The 16,343-nt window shown below is 44.4% G+C and carries 13 protein-coding genes; 3 read left to right on the plus strand and 10 right to left on the minus strand.

The features are described from left to right. Positions 1 to 225 precede the first annotated feature (225 nt). The gene (locus tag ACED45_RS15760; protein WP_146491333.1) at positions 226 to 1,635 is read left to right on the plus strand and encodes an amidohydrolase; all 1,410 of its coding nucleotides are present in this window, start codon (positions 226 to 228) and stop codon (positions 1,633 to 1,635) included. 170 nt (positions 1,636 to 1,805) lie between these two features. Here ACED45_RS15760 and motX read toward each other — a convergent pair whose 3' ends face one another. Together motX and ACED45_RS15770 are read right to left on the minus strand one after the other, a co-directional pair. Further along, positions 1,806 to 2,441, minus strand: coding sequence for a flagellar protein MotX (motX, locus tag ACED45_RS15765; protein ID WP_061019827.1), 636 nt, complete (start codon positions 2,439 to 2,441; stop codon positions 1,806 to 1,808). A 481-nt stretch (positions 2,442 to 2,922) separates the two neighbouring features. Further along, a complete protein-coding gene (locus ACED45_RS15770; protein WP_010434108.1) occupies positions 2,923 to 4,239 on the minus strand; it encodes an adenylosuccinate synthase in 1,317 nt (438 codons plus the stop codon). 172 nt (positions 4,240 to 4,411) lie between these two features. Between ACED45_RS15770 and ACED45_RS15775 the strand changes: the two genes are divergently transcribed. Continuing rightward, entirely contained in the window at positions 4,412 to 4,600 is a 189-nt protein-coding gene (locus ACED45_RS15775; RefSeq protein WP_010434105.1) for a DUF2065 domain-containing protein, read from the plus strand. A 158-nt stretch (positions 4,601 to 4,758) separates the two neighbouring features. On the opposite strand, the gene hflC is transcribed toward ACED45_RS15775, so the two are convergent. The 8 genes from hflC to tsaE form a co-directional block, all read right to left on the minus strand. Continuing rightward, positions 4,759 to 5,736 carry a protease modulator HflC gene (gene hflC, locus ACED45_RS15780; RefSeq protein WP_102478974.1) on the minus strand — a complete coding sequence of 326 codons (978 nt, stop codon included), beginning with the start codon at positions 5,734 to 5,736 and terminating at the stop codon, positions 4,759 to 4,761. Between the two features lie 2 nt (positions 5,737 to 5,738). Further along, on the minus strand, positions 5,739 to 6,941 hold the full coding sequence (gene hflK, locus ACED45_RS15785) for an FtsH protease activity modulator HflK (protein ID WP_017103358.1): 1,203 nt from the start codon (positions 6,939 to 6,941) through the stop codon (positions 5,739 to 5,741). Positions 6,942 to 6,968: 27 nt separating this feature from the next. Then, positions 6,969 to 8,276, minus strand: a complete 1,308-nt coding sequence (gene hflX / locus ACED45_RS15790) for a ribosome rescue GTPase HflX (RefSeq protein ID WP_017059928.1) — start codon at positions 8,274 to 8,276, stop codon at positions 6,969 to 6,971. A 44-nt stretch (positions 8,277 to 8,320) separates the two neighbouring features. After that, positions 8,321 to 8,584 (minus strand): RNA chaperone Hfq, encoded by a 264-nt coding sequence (hfq, locus tag ACED45_RS15795; RefSeq protein ID WP_017059927.1) that lies wholly within the window; start codon positions 8,582 to 8,584, stop codon positions 8,321 to 8,323. Positions 8,585 to 8,777: 193 nt separating this feature from the next. After that, positions 8,778 to 9,710, minus strand: a complete 933-nt coding sequence (miaA, locus tag ACED45_RS15800) for a tRNA (adenosine(37)-N6)-dimethylallyltransferase MiaA (protein WP_060983120.1) — start codon at positions 9,708 to 9,710, stop codon at positions 8,778 to 8,780. 97 nt (positions 9,711 to 9,807) lie between these two features. After that, on the minus strand, positions 9,808 to 12,042 hold the full coding sequence (gene mutL / locus ACED45_RS15805) for a DNA mismatch repair endonuclease MutL (protein WP_371714429.1): 2,235 nt from the start codon (positions 12,040 to 12,042) through the stop codon (positions 9,808 to 9,810). A gap of 86 nt (positions 12,043 to 12,128) precedes the next feature. Next, positions 12,129 to 13,844, minus strand: coding sequence for an N-acetylmuramoyl-L-alanine amidase (locus ACED45_RS15810; protein WP_371714430.1), 1,716 nt, complete (start codon positions 13,842 to 13,844; stop codon positions 12,129 to 12,131). Then, positions 13,838 to 14,302 carry a tRNA (adenosine(37)-N6)-threonylcarbamoyltransferase complex ATPase subunit type 1 TsaE gene (tsaE, locus tag ACED45_RS15815; protein ID WP_004735870.1) on the minus strand — a complete coding sequence of 155 codons (465 nt, stop codon included), beginning with the start codon at positions 14,300 to 14,302 and terminating at the stop codon, positions 13,838 to 13,840. Before tsaE ends, ACED45_RS15810 begins: the two co-directional genes overlap by 7 nt. A gap of 211 nt (positions 14,303 to 14,513) precedes the next feature. Here tsaE and queG point away from each other — a divergent pair, with 211 nt between their 5' ends. Continuing rightward, positions 14,514 to 15,656 (plus strand): tRNA epoxyqueuosine(34) reductase QueG, encoded by a 1,143-nt coding sequence (gene queG, locus ACED45_RS15820; protein WP_285952834.1) that lies wholly within the window; start codon positions 14,514 to 14,516, stop codon positions 15,654 to 15,656. The last annotated feature ends 687 nt before the right edge of the window (positions 15,657 to 16,343 follow it).

The raw sequence follows: 16,343 nt of genomic DNA on the forward strand, positions 1-16,343 counted from the left end.
AAGGTATATACCCCTAGTATATCTGATGCTAGAGGTAAGCTACAGATATGCTTTGGAAAACACTCAAATAACCTCAGATTGATACATATCTTCACTTTGTGAAACATCGCTTCATAGACGTGGACTATCATCAAAATTTCAAGCAAACGATAAAACAAACGTTTGCGCCATGAATGAAATACACTATTATCCACGCACTTTACCAACTCCTGTTCTGAGTATGATATGAAACTAAAACGCACTTTATTGGCTTCAGCAATGGCAAGCCTCGCTATATTTCCATTTGCGAGTTCGGCAATGGAAAAAGCTGACCTGATGATTACCGATGCGATGGTTCTAACCATGAACCAAGACAAAACGGTTTATGAAAGCGGTACTGTTGTCGTCAAAGACAACAAAATCATTGCGGTAGGTGATGCTTCACTAGAGAAGCAGTACCAAGCGAAACAAGTGTTAGACGTTGATGGCGATATCGTTATGCCGGGTCTCATCAATACTCATACTCACGTATCAATGACGGTTTTCCGTTCGCTGGCCGATGATGTGCCTGATCGCCTGCACCGCTACATCTTCCCACTAGAGAAAAAGCTAGTATCGCGAGACATGGTACGCATTGGTGCGAATCTAGGTAACGTTGAAATGGTAAAAGGCGGTGTCACGACTTACGCCGACATGTACTACTTCGAAGATGAAGTAGCGAAAACTGTCGATAAGATCGGTATGCGTGCCATTCTGGGTGAAACCGTGATTAAGTTTCCAGTAGCGGATGCTGCCAACGCCGAAGAAGGCATCAAGTACGCATTGAACTTCATTGAAGAATATAAAGATCACCCGCGAATCACACCAGCGTTTGCACCACATGCTCCTTACACCAACACCACAGAGATCCTGCAGAAAATATCTAAGCTATCTCTAGAGTTAGATGTACCAGTAATGATTCACCTTGCAGAGTCACATCGTGAAGAAGAAAAAATCGCAGAGCGTTCTGATGGGTTATCCCCGGTTCAATACATGGACAGCATTGGCGCACTCAACAAAAACTTGGTGGGTGCACACATGATCCTAGTAGACGATCACGATATCGAATTAGTGAAGAAATCGGATATGGGCGTAGCTCATAATATGAGTGCTAATATCAAGTCAGCAAAAGGCGTATCACCAGCGCTTAAGATGTATGACGAGAACGTACGTATCGGTTTAGGTACAGACGGGCCAATGTCTGGTAACACACTGAGCACCATTGATGAGTTCAACCAAGTCGCTAAGGTTCACAAGCTAGTTAATAAAGATCGTGCTGCGATGCCGCCGATCAAAGTGATCGACATGGCAACCATGGGCGCAGCAAAAGCGCTCCACATGGAAGATAAGATCGGCTCTCTTGAAGCTGGTAAGCTTGCCGACATCATAGTGATCGATACCAAGGCACCAAACATGGTTCCGGTCTACAACCCATACTCAGCATTAGTTTACTCTGCTAACTCGGGTAACGTTCGCCACACGATCGTTGATGGCAAGATCATTATGCAAGACCGCGACATGCTAACGGTAGACGAAGACAAGATTCGTCAAGAAGCACTCGATTTTACCAAGGTTGTTCGTGAAACGGTGATTGAGTCTGGTGAGGTTGTTCAATAACGTCACTGAATGAGATAAACGGTTTCCCTTAAGATCAAAAAAGGCCTCATAGGAATTTATCTATGAGGCCTTTTTAATACGAGTTTTTTTTACCTCAATATATTTCTATATCAAGATAGATGATTAACGAGTGCAGTCATTAATCATCAACTCTGATTCAATAATCGATCTTACCAGAACACGTCTCGACGTTTTGCTCGAGCAATGATGTTGTCTGGCATTCTCTGTTCCAGACCGCTACGAAGCACGGTGATACGCTTATGCTGCCTTTGATCCGCTGTCACCGAGTTGTATAACCAGCGGTAAGCGTCTTCATAATCTAATGGGCTACCGTAGTCACGTAACAAGAGTTCAGCTAAGTGGATACTCGCACTTAAGTTACCCATAGAGGCCGCTTCACGTAGATACGGAATCGCACGCTCTTTGTCTTGTTGTACCAAAGTACCACGAGAGTAATAACGACCTAACTGCTCTAATGCAGCGGGTAAACCTTGATGTGCCGCGTTTTCCATATAGTAAAGGCCAAGCTCTACATCTTGTGGAACACACACACCCCAAGCCAACATATCGCCGTATAAAAACTCATAAGAAGGCAAGCTAATACGCGTCGCACGAGCAACGATATCTTCAACTAACTGGCACTTATCAGCTTTCACTCGCTCTAGATGTTGATTATTTTCGATTAAATTAATCAATTCAGCTTCTGTATATATTGGAACGGGCTCTCCCACATCAGCCAAATTTGCATGACTCAAGGGTGAGCTCAGCGCCATTATTAATGAAGCTGCCACAATTCGTAGCTTCATACCTGCACTCTATTATCTGTCGCTAAAGTTATCTATTGAGGGGTGCAGAGGATTTCTACACGCACAAAACAGGGTGAACTTCACTTTCCATAATATCTGTATCGGCAATAACCCTGACGGCTTTAGACAAAACTTGCCGCTAATGGGCAATATTTTGCCAGATGGCGTTCAAAATATCATCACCCAAAGCTATATACCAATCGTAGTAAATAACGGCTCACTCTAGCTTGTTAAAATACTCGATAACTTCGTTAGAATTTTTGATTGTAGAATAACTACTTATCGAAAAATTCTGCCTTGTTCTCAAGCATTTTTCCGGCGCTATTTTTGATCACTTACTTACTGTGATTGGTATTCGACTCTCAAATTGCAGGTATTAAAAAGCCGACTTAATAAAGTCGGCTTTTAGAAAACTATTTCATTATCAGAGCACTTTAATTATCAAAGCAATGTTTGTGCTGTGGTAATCACTCAGCGGGCATTACGCGCCGTATGGGTGAACCTTGATGATAGTTTCGTTACGATCTGGGCCAGTTGATACGATATCAATTGGAACACCAGTTAGGTCTTCGATACGCTTAATGTAATCTAGAGCAGCTTGTGGAAGCGCGTCGATAGATTTAGCACCAAATGTGTTTTCAGACCAACCAGGCATTGTTTCGTAGATTGGCGTCGCTTCTTCGAATGACTCAGCAGCCATTGGAGAAACTTCTAGGATAGAACCATCTTTCATCTTGTAGCCAGTACAAATTTTTAGTTCTTCTAGGCCATCTAGAACGTCTAGTTTAGTTAGACACATACCAGATAGAGAGTTGATTTGGATTGCACGACGCATAGCAACAGCATCGAACCAACCAGTACGACGTAGACGACCAGTTGTTGCGCCAAACTCGTGACCAACATCGCCTAGGTGCTTACCAACTGGGTCTTGTTTTTCAAGGCCATCGTATAGCTCAGTTGGGAATGGACCTGAACCAACACGAGTACAGTAAGCCTTAGTAATACCAAGGATGTAACCGATGTGACGAGGACCGAAACCAGAACCTGCAGCAACACCACCAGCAGTCGTGTTAGAAGACGTTACGTATGGGTAAGTACCGTGGTCGATATCTAGTAGCGTACCTTGAGCACCTTCGAACATGATCTTGTCGCCGCGCTTACGTGCTGCGTCTAGTTCGTCAGTTACGTCGATAACCATCGCAGTTAACATGTCTGCGTAGCTCATCGCTTGCTCAAGAACTTCTTCGTAGCTTACTGTTTCAGCTTTGTAGAAGTGCTCTAGTTGGAAGTTGTGGAATTCCATAACTTCTTTTAGCTTCTCAGCAAATGCTTCTTTATCGAAAAGGTCGCCAACGCGTAGACCGCGACGAGCAACTTTATCTTCGTAAGCTGGACCGATACCACGACCCGTTGTACCGATAGCTTTAGCGCCACGAGCGATTTCACGCGCGTTGTCGATTGCAATGTGGTACGGAAGAATTAGAGGACAAGCTTCAGAGATGAAAAGACGCTCACGTACTGGGATACCGCGATCTTCAAGAGGCTTCATTTCTTTTAGAAGTGCGTCAGGCGATAATACTACACCGTTACCAATAACACATTTAACGTTATTGCGTAGGATACCTGATGGAATTAAGTGAAGAACGGTTTTTTCACCGTCAATTACAAGTGTGTGACCTGCATTGTGACCGCCTTGGTAGCGAACCACGTATTTTGCATCTTCAGTTAAAAGGTCAACGATTTTACCTTTACCTTCATCACCCCATTGGGTGCCTAGAACGACTACGTTATTTCCCATCTTTCCAATTTCTGTTGCTAATTAAAAATGGATTCTAGCACTGAATCACACTTCTTGCAGTCACTTTTTGTCCATAAACGTTAACGCTGTACGAAAATAAACCAGTGATAACTGAGGGCGAATGTATGAAGATACTGATATCATTGCTTTTTTACAGACAAAAGGCAGAACCATGTCTCAATCAATTTGGCTCGCTATTGGGCTCGTACTTATTGTTGAAGGGCTCGGCCCCTTAATTGCACCCAATGGCTGGAGAAACATGGTCGCGCAACTGAGCGAACAACCAGACACACAACTGCGTCGCATTGGCGGCTGTCTTGTGGTGGCAGGAGCGGTTATCGCTTTCATGACCTACCGCTAGGTTTAGGTTTCTATAAGTAGAACGCTATTGAGCGCCTTCCCTCGCGCCCCCAATCGTAGACCTGAAAACAATAGAAAACAAAAAGGCTCCCATAATGGGAGCCTTTTAAGTTTTAACGCATTTTGCTTATTGAGCTAAGCATTCGCTAACGCATCAGCTTATTTCGCTGGAGCGCCGCTTGCTTGATTCATGTATTGGAAGAAGTCAGTCTTCGGATCCAGTACTAGAATGTCGCTCTTATCGCTAAATGATGTCTCATAAGCTTGCAATGAACGCATGAAGCCGTAGAACTCAGGATCTTTGCTGAACGCATCAGAGTAGATCTTCGCAGCTTCTGCATCAGCATCACCACGAGTGATTCGAGCTGTACGGTCAGCTTCAGCAAGAACTGTTGCCACTTCTAGCTCAGCTTGAGCACGGATAACTTCCGCTTTCTCACGACCTTGTGAACGGTGTCTACGAGCAACCGACTCACGTTCTGCACGCATACGGCGGTAGATAGATTCACTGATTTCATCAGGAAGGTTAATCTTCTTCATTCGGAAATCAACAACTTCAACACCTAAATCAGCCATCGCACTTTCTGCCGTTCCAGACAAAACGTTTTCCATAATCTTATCGCGTTCGCCATCAACTTCTAGTGCTTCTGCAGCCGCTACCGTTGTGACAACTTCGCTATCAGCAGAGTCTGGCAGGATGTCCTTATTACGAGGGCCTGACACGATCTGCTTAATTTCACGGGAACCAATTTCAGAACGAAGAACATCTGTCACTTTACGCTCAAGAAGTGCTTCTGCCGTCATGATATTGCCGCCGCCAGTACTCAGATAAAAACGTCCAAAATCAGCAATACGCCATTTTGCGTAGGTATCAATTAGAACGTCTTTTTTCTCTGATGTTACGAAACGGTCAGAACGACCATCCATCGTTTGAATACGAGCATCAAGTACTTTTACGCGATCAAACAGTGGCAGTTTAAAGTGCAGGCCTGGTTCATAGATTCGTGATACGCCGTTGTCGTCGAGAACTCGACCAAAACGAATTACCATGCCACGCTCGCCTTCTTGAATCACAAACAGTGACATCAATAGAAGGGCAATCGTCACAACTAATACAGGGATCATTAATTTACGCATTATTAGTATCTCCCTTGGCGTGAACTGTCTGAACGAGTTTGAGTGCTAGACTTTGGATCAGCTTGAGTTTCTAACTCAATTTGATCGTAAGTTGATGATGCTTTTGCAGGGCGAGTGCCCGACTGAGAACCACCTTGTGCGCCTAGCTTATCAATTGGTAGGTATAGCAAGTTACCGCTTGATTCAGAATCAATCAGGACTTTCGATGTGCTTGAGTACACTTTTTCCATTGTATCAAGATACATACGGTTACGTGTTACTTCAGGAGCTGCTTGGTATTCAGGTAGCAGTTTCTCGAACTGAGCCACTTGACCTAGAGCACCATTAACTGTGCGCTCTGAGTAACCCACCGCTTCTTTCTTCAAACGCTCAGCACGACCTGTTGCTTTTGGAAGAATGTCATTTCGGTAAGCTTCAGCTTCACGCTCGAAACGCTCTTCATCCTCACGAGCCGCGATAGCATCATCAAATGCATCTTTCACTTGCTCTGGTGGACGTGCTGACTGGAAGTTCACGTCAACAATAAGAATACCCATATCGTAGCTATCGATAATGCGGTTTAGTGTTTCTTGAGTACTTTGACGAATCTGCTGACGACCACTTGTTAGGATACTATCCATTAGTGAGTCACCAATTACTGCACGAAGCGCAGAATCGGTTGCTTGGCGTAAACTGTCGTCTGCATTCGTTACACGATACAAGTACTTGTATGGGTCAGAAACACGGTATTGAACACCCATTTCAACGGTCACAACGTTTTCATCTTTCGTTAGCATCGTGCCAGCAGCACGTAGAGAACGAATCGCTTGAACGTTGACTAGTTGCTCATCTTTGATTTCATCGATGAAGCGTGGGTGCCAGTTAAGACCAGGCTCTTCGATACGGTCGAACTGACCTAATCGAAGTACTACTGCTCTTTCTGCTTCGCCAACGGTGTAGAAACCAGCGAAGAACCAGATAGCAATCGCAATGACAGCAATGACACCAAAGCCAATCGCACCGCCACCACCGATAGATGGTCCGTTACCGTTGCCACCTTTTTTACCAAACTTGCCACCTAACTTTTGACTTAGTTTACTAAACACTTCGTCTAAGTCTGGCGGTCCTTGATCTCGGCCGCCGCGATTATTGTTCTTACCCCAAGGGTCATTATCGCGGCCGTTATTATCGCCGTTGTTGTTATTTCCAGGCTCATTCCACGCCATTAGAAAGCTCCATCATTTGATATGACGTTATACTGTAGCAGTCTCTTTGGTAACGATAAAGTCACCTAAGAGCGCCCCTTCTCTTTTTTCAAGTTTAGACCAATCTATTTGTTGCATTCGGATATCTATCAACAAGTTACCATTTTCATCATACTCTTCCTGTTGAATACATTTCATCTCGAAGAATAAGCTGCGAATACGGCCCTGATGTTGATGTGGAATACACAACCGGAATTGAACCATCTGGCTAGCTAAACGCTCAGTTAAAGCTTCAAACAGCAGTTCAATGCCTTCTCCTTCCATTGCAGAAACCCAAACAGCGCGAGGTGCGCCCTCTTCGTCTCTTTCAATTCGAGGTTTTTGGTCTTCCATGCAGTCAATTTTGTTCATGACTACAAGGGTTGGCACTTCATGAGCATCGATTTCTTCTAATACTTCATGAACAGCCTGAATGTTCTCACGAAAACGGTCATCACTGGCATCAACAACATGTAACAAAATGTCAGCTTCCTGCGTCTCTTGTAATGTTGCCTTGAACGCAGCGACCAAGTCGTGTGGTAGATGACGGATAAAACCTACGGTATCTGCGAGAATTGCAGGCCCGACATCTGCCAAATCAATCTTACGCAGTGTTGGGTCTAGGGTTGCAAACAGTTGGTCTGCCGCATAAACACCAGCACTTGTGATGCGATTGAAAAGTGTTGATTTCCCTGCGTTGGTATAACCAACCAAAGAAATTGTTGGGATTTCAGCTCGATTACGAGCACGTCGTCCTTGTTCACGCTGCTTAGCGACTTTCGCTAAACGACGCAGTATTGCCTTTATACGGTCACGCAACAAACGGCGATCGGTTTCCAGTTGAGTTTCACCTGGACCACGAAGACCAATACCACCTTTCTGCCTTTCAAGGTGAGTCCAACCACGAATCAATCGGGTAGAGATATGACGAAGCTGAGCGAGCTCAACTTGTAGCTTACCTTCATGAGTTCGCGCACGTTGTGCAAAGATATCTAAGATCAAACCCGTGCGATCAATCACACGACATTTACACAATTGCTCGAGATTTCGCTCTTGGGCAGGAGAGAGAGAGTGGTTAAAAATCACAATTTCAGCACCGGTTAGCTGAACAGCTTGTGCGATTTCTAGGGCTTTACCTTCTCCAACGTAGTATTTAGGGAGTGGGGATTGTCGGCTACCAGTAATCACTTGTAGCGTTTCTACCCCCGCAGAGGAGACCAGCATTTCACATTCGCTTAGGTCTTCCCATTCTCCCTCTTGCGTGAAGTTGATATGAACAAGTACGGCTCGCTCGCCGGATTCATAACGGTCAAACAAGCAACCAACTCCTTATTACAGCGCAAGCTGTATCAATTGAACGATTAATCTTCAGTCTTCTCTGGACGATCAGATGGCGTGCGTTGCTCGCCGCTGTGGTGACTAACTGCGCGAGCAGGTACCACAGTAGAAATCGCATGCTTGTAAACCATTTGGTTTACTGTGTTCTTCAATAAGATCACGAATTGATCGAAAGACTCGATCTGACCTTGCAGCTTAATGCCGTTAACAAGATAGATAGAGACTGGAATGCGCTCACGACGGAGTGCATTTAGGAATGGGTCTTGTAGCGATTGCCCCTTAGCCATTTTATTTTCCTTATTTGTATTTTGTTGTAATTATTTAGCTAGTGGTGCACAAAAAGGTGCGGCCTTTGCATCTGAGCTAAATGAATAAAAAAACTCCGTTGTTATTGAAAGGCTGTGATTTTTTAAAAGCCTCAATAACGGATCCTTTCCAGAGTATATTCACGCAAAAGCGATCACATTATACACAGCAATACTAATCAGATGCTATTGCATCTGAAAGAGTTTCTAACGCTTGATCAATGTTTTCGCTATCTAACCAAGTTAAATCATCCCAACTGCGCAACCAGGTGATTTGTCGCTTGGCCAACTGACGGGTTGCACAGACACCACGGAAAACCGCTTCGTCTAAATCACAATTACCGTCTAAATAATCCCACATCTGCCTATAACCAACGCATCGGATCGATGGCAGTTCAGGATGAAGATCTTCTCTGGCGTACAACGCCTTCATTTCCTCTTCAAATCCCGCTTCGATCATCTTCTCGAAACGCAGCTCAATGCGGCGATGGAGTTCTTTCCTTTCCTTGGGAGCTATTGCAAATTGTTTTACACGAAATGGCAGGCTATCGCCTTTCGTTTGAGTTAGCTCTGTTAATGTTTTACCCGAAATTCGGTAAACTTCCAATGCCCTTGAAAGCCTTTGTGGATCATTTGGGTGTATTCTTTCAGCGGATACGGGATCAATCTCTCTTAATTGATCGTGCAATGCCTGCCAACCTTGTTCGATAGATTCCGCTTCAATCTGCTTACGAATCTCTTGATCCGCTGCTGGTAATGGCGATAAACCTTCCAACAATGCTTTGTAGTAAAGCATTGTGCCACCAACAAGTAGCGGAATTTTGCCTTCCGCTACAATCTTATTCATTTCATTGATCGCATCACGACGAAAATCTGCCGCAGAATACGCTTCGCTTGGATCCAGAATATCAATCAAGCGATGAGGCGCGAGCGCAAGCTCTTCCGCATCCGGTTTAGCGGTACCAATATCCATGTCTTTGTAGATAAGTGCCGAATCGACGCTGATGATCTCTACTGGGTATTTCTGACGTAAGCGGATAGCTAAATCTGTTTTTCCTGATGCCGTTGGGCCCATTAAAAACAACGCTAAAGGTAATTTTTCAGTCATGATATTTTGTATTTGCTTCTCTGTTTTAGCGCTTTTTAGCAAAGGGCTTTGTGTCGCGACGTATTCAGCTAAAAAGACAAATGTCGTCGCGAAAAAGTTAAACCGTAAACGCGGCTATAGTCGCTGAAAAGTCGATAGGATTAACAAACTCTGGATCATCTAATGGAAGTAGACCATGCCAAAGTTGTTCAAGTTCCCCAACTAGTTGAACCGCTTCAGATAAAGTGTAGTCGCTTTTTACTTGTGCCGTTTGAATCCCGATCCAGTTAACCAATGATGGCAACAGGTCGTTGGAAACATTAGCCGTGTGATTATCAGCAATCTGAGCGTTTAATGAAGCCGCGTAAGATAACAGATCTGGGATCAAAATTTGTAAGTTTTGCTGCCTTAAAGGAGAAGGCACGCCCATCACCATTACCGCCTCACTGTTTCGCGCCTTAAGCTCAATCCCCAGTAATGCCAATGTTTGGCTCAGCGTCTTCGCAACTTCGACAAGTTCACTACCCAGCTTAATCGATAAGGGCACCAATAGTGGCTGGCTTTTTAACGCGCCACCTCGAGTATCAAGCTGACCAACAACACGCAATAATTCAGCCTTAGCCAAAGAAACCAACACACTGCCGTTCTTATTACCCATCACCAGATACTGACGTTCCACTACCGAGACGGCTTTGCCTAAGTCCGTCACAGGTACTCTTGGCTTTGAATGAACAGGATTCTGTTGAGCAGGCTTAGCTTCTTTATTTTCTATATTTTCTATGTTGTCTCTGGTTTCTACTGGTGCCACATGCTCTTGAGGATATGAAGTCTGTACAACCTGCTCATCAAAGTCTGGCGTTTTTAAAAGCTCTTTATAAGCCTTAACTTCGCGCTTTGAGGGCGCTGGCTCAGCATGATGTTGGTGTGGTTCTTTTTCTTTCTTCGGTGCAGGTCGAGACTCAATCCACTCTTGGCGAGGAGAGCCGGTAAAACGGCTTTCACTAGCAGACGAGCTTCGGCCAGCAGATGAAATTGAGCTGGTTGATGAACTTGAGCTGGTTGATGAGCTTGGGCTAGTTGATGAAATATAGTGTCGCCCGCCGTCATTAACGCTGTGTTGAGGCTTATCATGAACCTGCTCAGATTCGGCTTTTCTCGGGTAGGAAGGTGTTTGCTCAATGGCGTGTCGCTCCCTCTCCGAAACTTGGGTTTGATCAGCATTACTAGGTAGCGTGTTTTCTGGCTCAGTAAAACTTGCAACACCATCAACTACAGAGCTCGTACTATCTTGCTGATGATGAATCACTTCTGATTGATGAAAAGCTGATTGATTGATTGGCGCAGCATCGATCTGCTTACTCTGTGCTAAGCCATCACTCAATGCTTGGTAAATAAAGTCATGCACAAGGCGCGCTTGATGGAAACGCACTTCATGTTTAGCAGGGTGAACATTCACATCAACTTGATGTGGGTCGAGTTCAATGAACAGCACATACGTTGCGAATTGATCTGGACGCAGGCTAGTTTCATAGCTCTGGCGAATTGCGTGATTGATCAGTTTGTCACGCATCATACGGCCATTCACATAGCAGTATTGCAGATCGCTTTGTTGTCTTGCTCCTTCTGGCGTGGTGATCCAGCCATGAAGTTTTAGGCCTTGATGCTCAAGCTCGATCTTAAGCATATGGCGCACAAAAGGGTTGCCACATACCGCAGCGATGCGCTTTTCTGCTTGAACTTGTGTTTTAGCTGCGCGGTACTGACGAATCATTTTGCCGTTATGACGAAGGTTGATCGTCACATCAAAGCGACTCAATGCAATACGTTTAAGCAACTCATCAATATGCGTGAATTCGGTTTTCTCGGTGCGTAAGAACTTGCGGCGTGCTGGTGTGTTGAAGAACAGATCCAACACCTCAACCGAGGTACCAATTGGATGCGCTGCAGGCTGCAGTTTCACCTGCATATCACGGCCTTCACTGTGTGCCGCCCAAGCTTGATCTTGAGTAGCAGGGCGTGAAGTCATGGTTAAGCGCGCAACTGAACTAATACTCGCCAGCGCTTCACCACGGAAACCGAGGCTGACGATCGCCTCAAGGTCGTCAAGAGTATGGATCTTAGAAGTAGCATGACGGCTCAACGCTAAGGCAAGCTCATCTTTGACGATGCCCTTACCGTTGTCACGAACGCGGATCATCTTAGCGCCACCTTTCTCGATATCAATATCGATACGCGTCGCACCTGAGTCCAAACTGTTCTCAACCAACTCTTTCACAACAGAAGCTGGTCTTTCTACCACTTCACCCGCTGCGATTTGGTTCGCTAACCGAGCTGGCAGTATTTTGATCGTCATATAGCTACCTTACTGCCACTTATAGAAGTACTTCTCGCGTTAAAGATTACTTCTATGTTCTAAACATGACTTAAATATTGGCTCAACTACTTATGTGGAATAATGAGCACTTGGCCAATGGCTAATTCATCAGAGCGCAATTTGTTCGCTTGGCGAATACTGTTAACGCTCACGCCGTATTTCGAAGCTATCTTGCCAAGATAATCGCCTCTTGCGACTTTGTGTTTGCGCAGAGGGACATCTTTCACTTCAACTGTAATACGTAACTTTTGGCCTACTCTCACAGTCTCTGATTTCAAGCGGTTCTCACGTTTGATATCAGCCACCGAAACTTTATAACGGCTGGCTATCTTGCCTAGATACTCTCCAGACTTAACCGTGTGAGTTATGGTCTTAGTTCTAACAGCACTGCTTGATGATGAGCTTGAAGCGCTGCCTGGAATCTTAAGTACTTGGCCAATCGCTAAGCTGCTCGATTTCAGGTTGTTGAATTTCATCAAGGCCTGTGTCGACGTGCCATATTTATTCGCAATAACAGATAGAGACTCACCACGAGAGACTTTATGTTGGCTCACGCTACCCGTTGATGACGTCGCGTTAGACAAGATAATCCCTTCAGGCGGGTTAGCCTTCAAATACTTAACGACCGCTTTAGTCACTGCTCGTGCCAATTTATCTTGATGCGAGCGTTGGAAAAGCAGCTTCTCTTCCGTCGGATTCGAAATAAAGCCCGTCTCTACCAATACAGATGGGATCTGTGGTGAACGTAATACCGCCAAACTGGTGTTAATCGGCTTACTGTTATGCAGTTTCGCAACCTTACCCATTTCAGACAGAATCGCCGTTGCCAGCTTGTAGCCCTCTTTTTGAGAGTGGCTAAACTGCAAATCAAGCAAGGTTTGATTTACGTTCTTATCATCAATATTGCCAGTAAAAGCAGCACCGCTACCACCAAGTAGCTCTGACTGTTTCTCTTTATTCTCAATCCAGCGTGAGATCTCGGTATTCGCACGTCGAGTATTCAGCACAAACACCGAGCCACCTCTTGGTTGAGGAGTGGTAAATGCATCGGCGTGAATAGAGATCAACAGGTGAGCTTCATTCTCTCGAGCAATCGCAACACGTCGATTCAAGTTCACAAAGTAGTCAGCATTACGCGTTAAACGCGTTTTGATTCCCGGTACGGCATTTAATTGTGCAGCCAGCTTGCGGGAGATACTCAGCGTCGCATTCTTCTCATATTTACGAGATGGACCGATTGAGCCAGGATCTTCACCACCGTGGCCAGGGTCAATCACGATCAAAATGTCTTTCTGACGTTTAACCTGATTAATGTTCTTGCTAACCGTTGGTTTACTTGGCTTCGATGTCGCTTTACTTGCCGCACCATGAGGAAAGTCGATCACCAAACGGTGTCCATACTGACCACCCGGAGTCGGGCTCAGTTTGAACAACTCTGCTTTAGACGACTTCTTTAACTCAAAAACCAAGCGATAGGTGTTTTTGTCTGGCGGTGAACTCTTACGAATCTTAGATAGAACAGGGCTATCTTTCACCACGACCGGTAGCTTAGTTGCAAGGTTGGTATTTTTTAAATCGACCACTAAACGACTCGGGCTACTCAGTGTGAAATAGCTAAAATCCGCTTCTGATTTTAAGTCGATAACCACACGAGTTTCTTCTGGAGAAGGCCAAACCCTTAAACTTTTCAGTGAGTTTGCAGAAACAAGTGAAGAAAACAGTATAGAAAAAACAGCAGCCATCATGGCCACTGCTGAAATAAGGCGTTTAGAAATCAACATAACTCCAACTGACTAAGTAAGCGCTGTCCGTATTCACTATTAGCGGTTAAAGAAACAATACGGTGATCGTCTTGGTAACGAATATCAATATCCAAATCAGCTTCTGGTAGCATCCCATAGCCTTTCTCAGGCCATTCAACCAAACAGATAGCATCTGGAGTAAAGTAGTCACGAATTCCCATGAACTCTAACTCTTCAGGATCGGCTAGGCGATAAAGGTCAAAGTGGTACACCTGCCAATCGGCAAGTTGATAAGGTTCAACTAGAGTATACGTTGGGCTCTTTACATTTCCTTGATGGCCAAGTGCTTTTACAAAGCCACGACTGAAGGTCGTTTTACCTGCGCCAAGATCACCATGCAGATAAATAGTCGTCTGCTGTGAGCAAAGATTAGAAAGCTCCGTTCCTAATTGAATCGTTGCTTGTTCATCTTTCAAAGTAAATTGTTTCGTGCTCATGAATACGTTCTCTAAAAATCGATCGTTGACTATATAAAAATCAAAAGAACAAGAATAGTAAACCGTGATGCTTTTGGGAGACAAGCACTCAAGTGTAAGTTCTATGAAAAATACTGCTCAAAACACGTCTGTTCTGGTCAACACCACTAAGATCCGTTAAGATCCGCCCCCATTTTTGCCTAACCGAATTTTAATCGATAAGTATGAAGCCATGAATCTAGACCATCTTGCTGAAAAAATTAAAATTTGGGGAAAAGAGTTAGGCTTTCAAAAAGTTGGCATCTGCGATGTTGATTTAAGCGAACACGAAGCCCCTCTTCAAGCATGGCTAGATGCGGGTCACCACGGCGAAATGGATTGGATGGCTCGACATGGGATGATGCGTGCACGTCCTGATGAACTTCACCCAGGCACAATTCGAGTGATCAGCGCTCGAATGAATTACCTACCACCAGAAGCTCAGTTCGCCTCTAACCTAAGCGATACCACTCAAGGCTACATCAGCCGTTATTCTTTAGGCCGCGACTATCACAAATTGTTCCGTAACCAGTTGAAAAAGCTGGGACAAAGAATTGAAAAAGAGGTCGAAGGTTTAGACTCACGCCCTTTCGTCGATTCAGCACCTATTTTGGAAAGACCGCTCGCTCAAAAAGCAGGGTTGGGCTGGACAGGTAAACACTCATTAATTCTTGATAAAGACGCGGGCTCTTGGTTCTTTCTAGGGGAGCTGTTAGTTAACATCCCTCTTCCAGTCGATGAACCCAGTGTCGATGAGTGTGGTAAATGCACCGCATGTATCACTTCTTGCCCAACAGGTGCCATTATTGATGATGGCGTGGTGGATGCGCGCAAATGTATCTCGTACTTAACCATTGAATATGATGGTGTGATCCCTGAAGAGTATAGAGAAGCGATTGGTAACCGTATCTACGGCTGCGACGATTGTCAGTTAGTTTGCCCATGGAACCGTCATGCCGAACTCACAGAACAAACCGACTTTCACCGCAGAGAAGATTTCCAAGAAGCCGATCTGGTTGCACTTTCAGGTTGGGATGAAGCAACCTTCCTAAAGAAAATGGAAGGCTCCGCAATAAGACGTATCGGCCACACCCAATGGTTGCGCAATATCTTTGTTGCGATGGGCAATGCACCATTTCAACAACGCATTGTTGAAACACTGGAATCTCATCAAGGCAAAAACGAAATGCTAGATGTCCATATTGAGTGGGCTTTAGAAAAACAACTACAGCAATTACCTAGTGCCATTGAGGTGCCAAAAGGTAACAGTAAAGTCGCGACTAAAAAGCACCGACTAATACGTATTGTAGAAAAAGGACTGCCAAGAGACGCTTAACGCTTTATATACCAATGTATGGCAAGCGAGCCCCCACTAACAGTCCAATATTTAAGACAACTCGTTGCACATAATTTTAGAACAATGTTTGACCTTGTTCTCAATTCTAGCAATGTGGAAAAAATTCAGAACTCTCGTAAACTTCCGACACTCGCACAAAGTTAAACACAGTACCGATAAATGATTAAGATCAAAAAACAACAAGTTAACGATCTTTTATCAAACCTAAGACAAGCATCCAACTTGATAAAAAACAACAAGTTACGATCGGCGCAATTCATCTAATATATTGAAAACAAGAAAGATCTTTTAGGGATAGGTAAAGAATTAAGCCTGAAATAACTTTATCAACCAAGTTATCCACACCTAACATTTTGTGGATAAGTCTGTTTATAGATATGAAAAACCTCAAGTATCTGCTTCAGAGACCTGATGTTTACTAGCATTCCAGTTGCTAAGAAAAATTTAAGACAAAAAAATATCCACCATGATGGAGGATTATTTGCTTTTTGGGGGGATTATGCTTCGCAGCATTAAAGAAAGAGTGTGACCTTTAAGGTCGCCTTTAAACTCTGTGATCTAAAGAAAAACACGGTGGTTTAAAGAGTCTTAATAGCTTTTTAGAAGAAAGCTGGAGCGATACATCGGGTTCGAACCGATGACCTCAACCTTGGCAAGGTTGCGCTC

The sequence above is a fragment of the Vibrio crassostreae genome (genome assembly GCF_041439375.1).
GTDB lineage: Bacteria > Pseudomonadota > Gammaproteobacteria > Enterobacterales > Vibrionaceae > Vibrio > Vibrio crassostreae_D.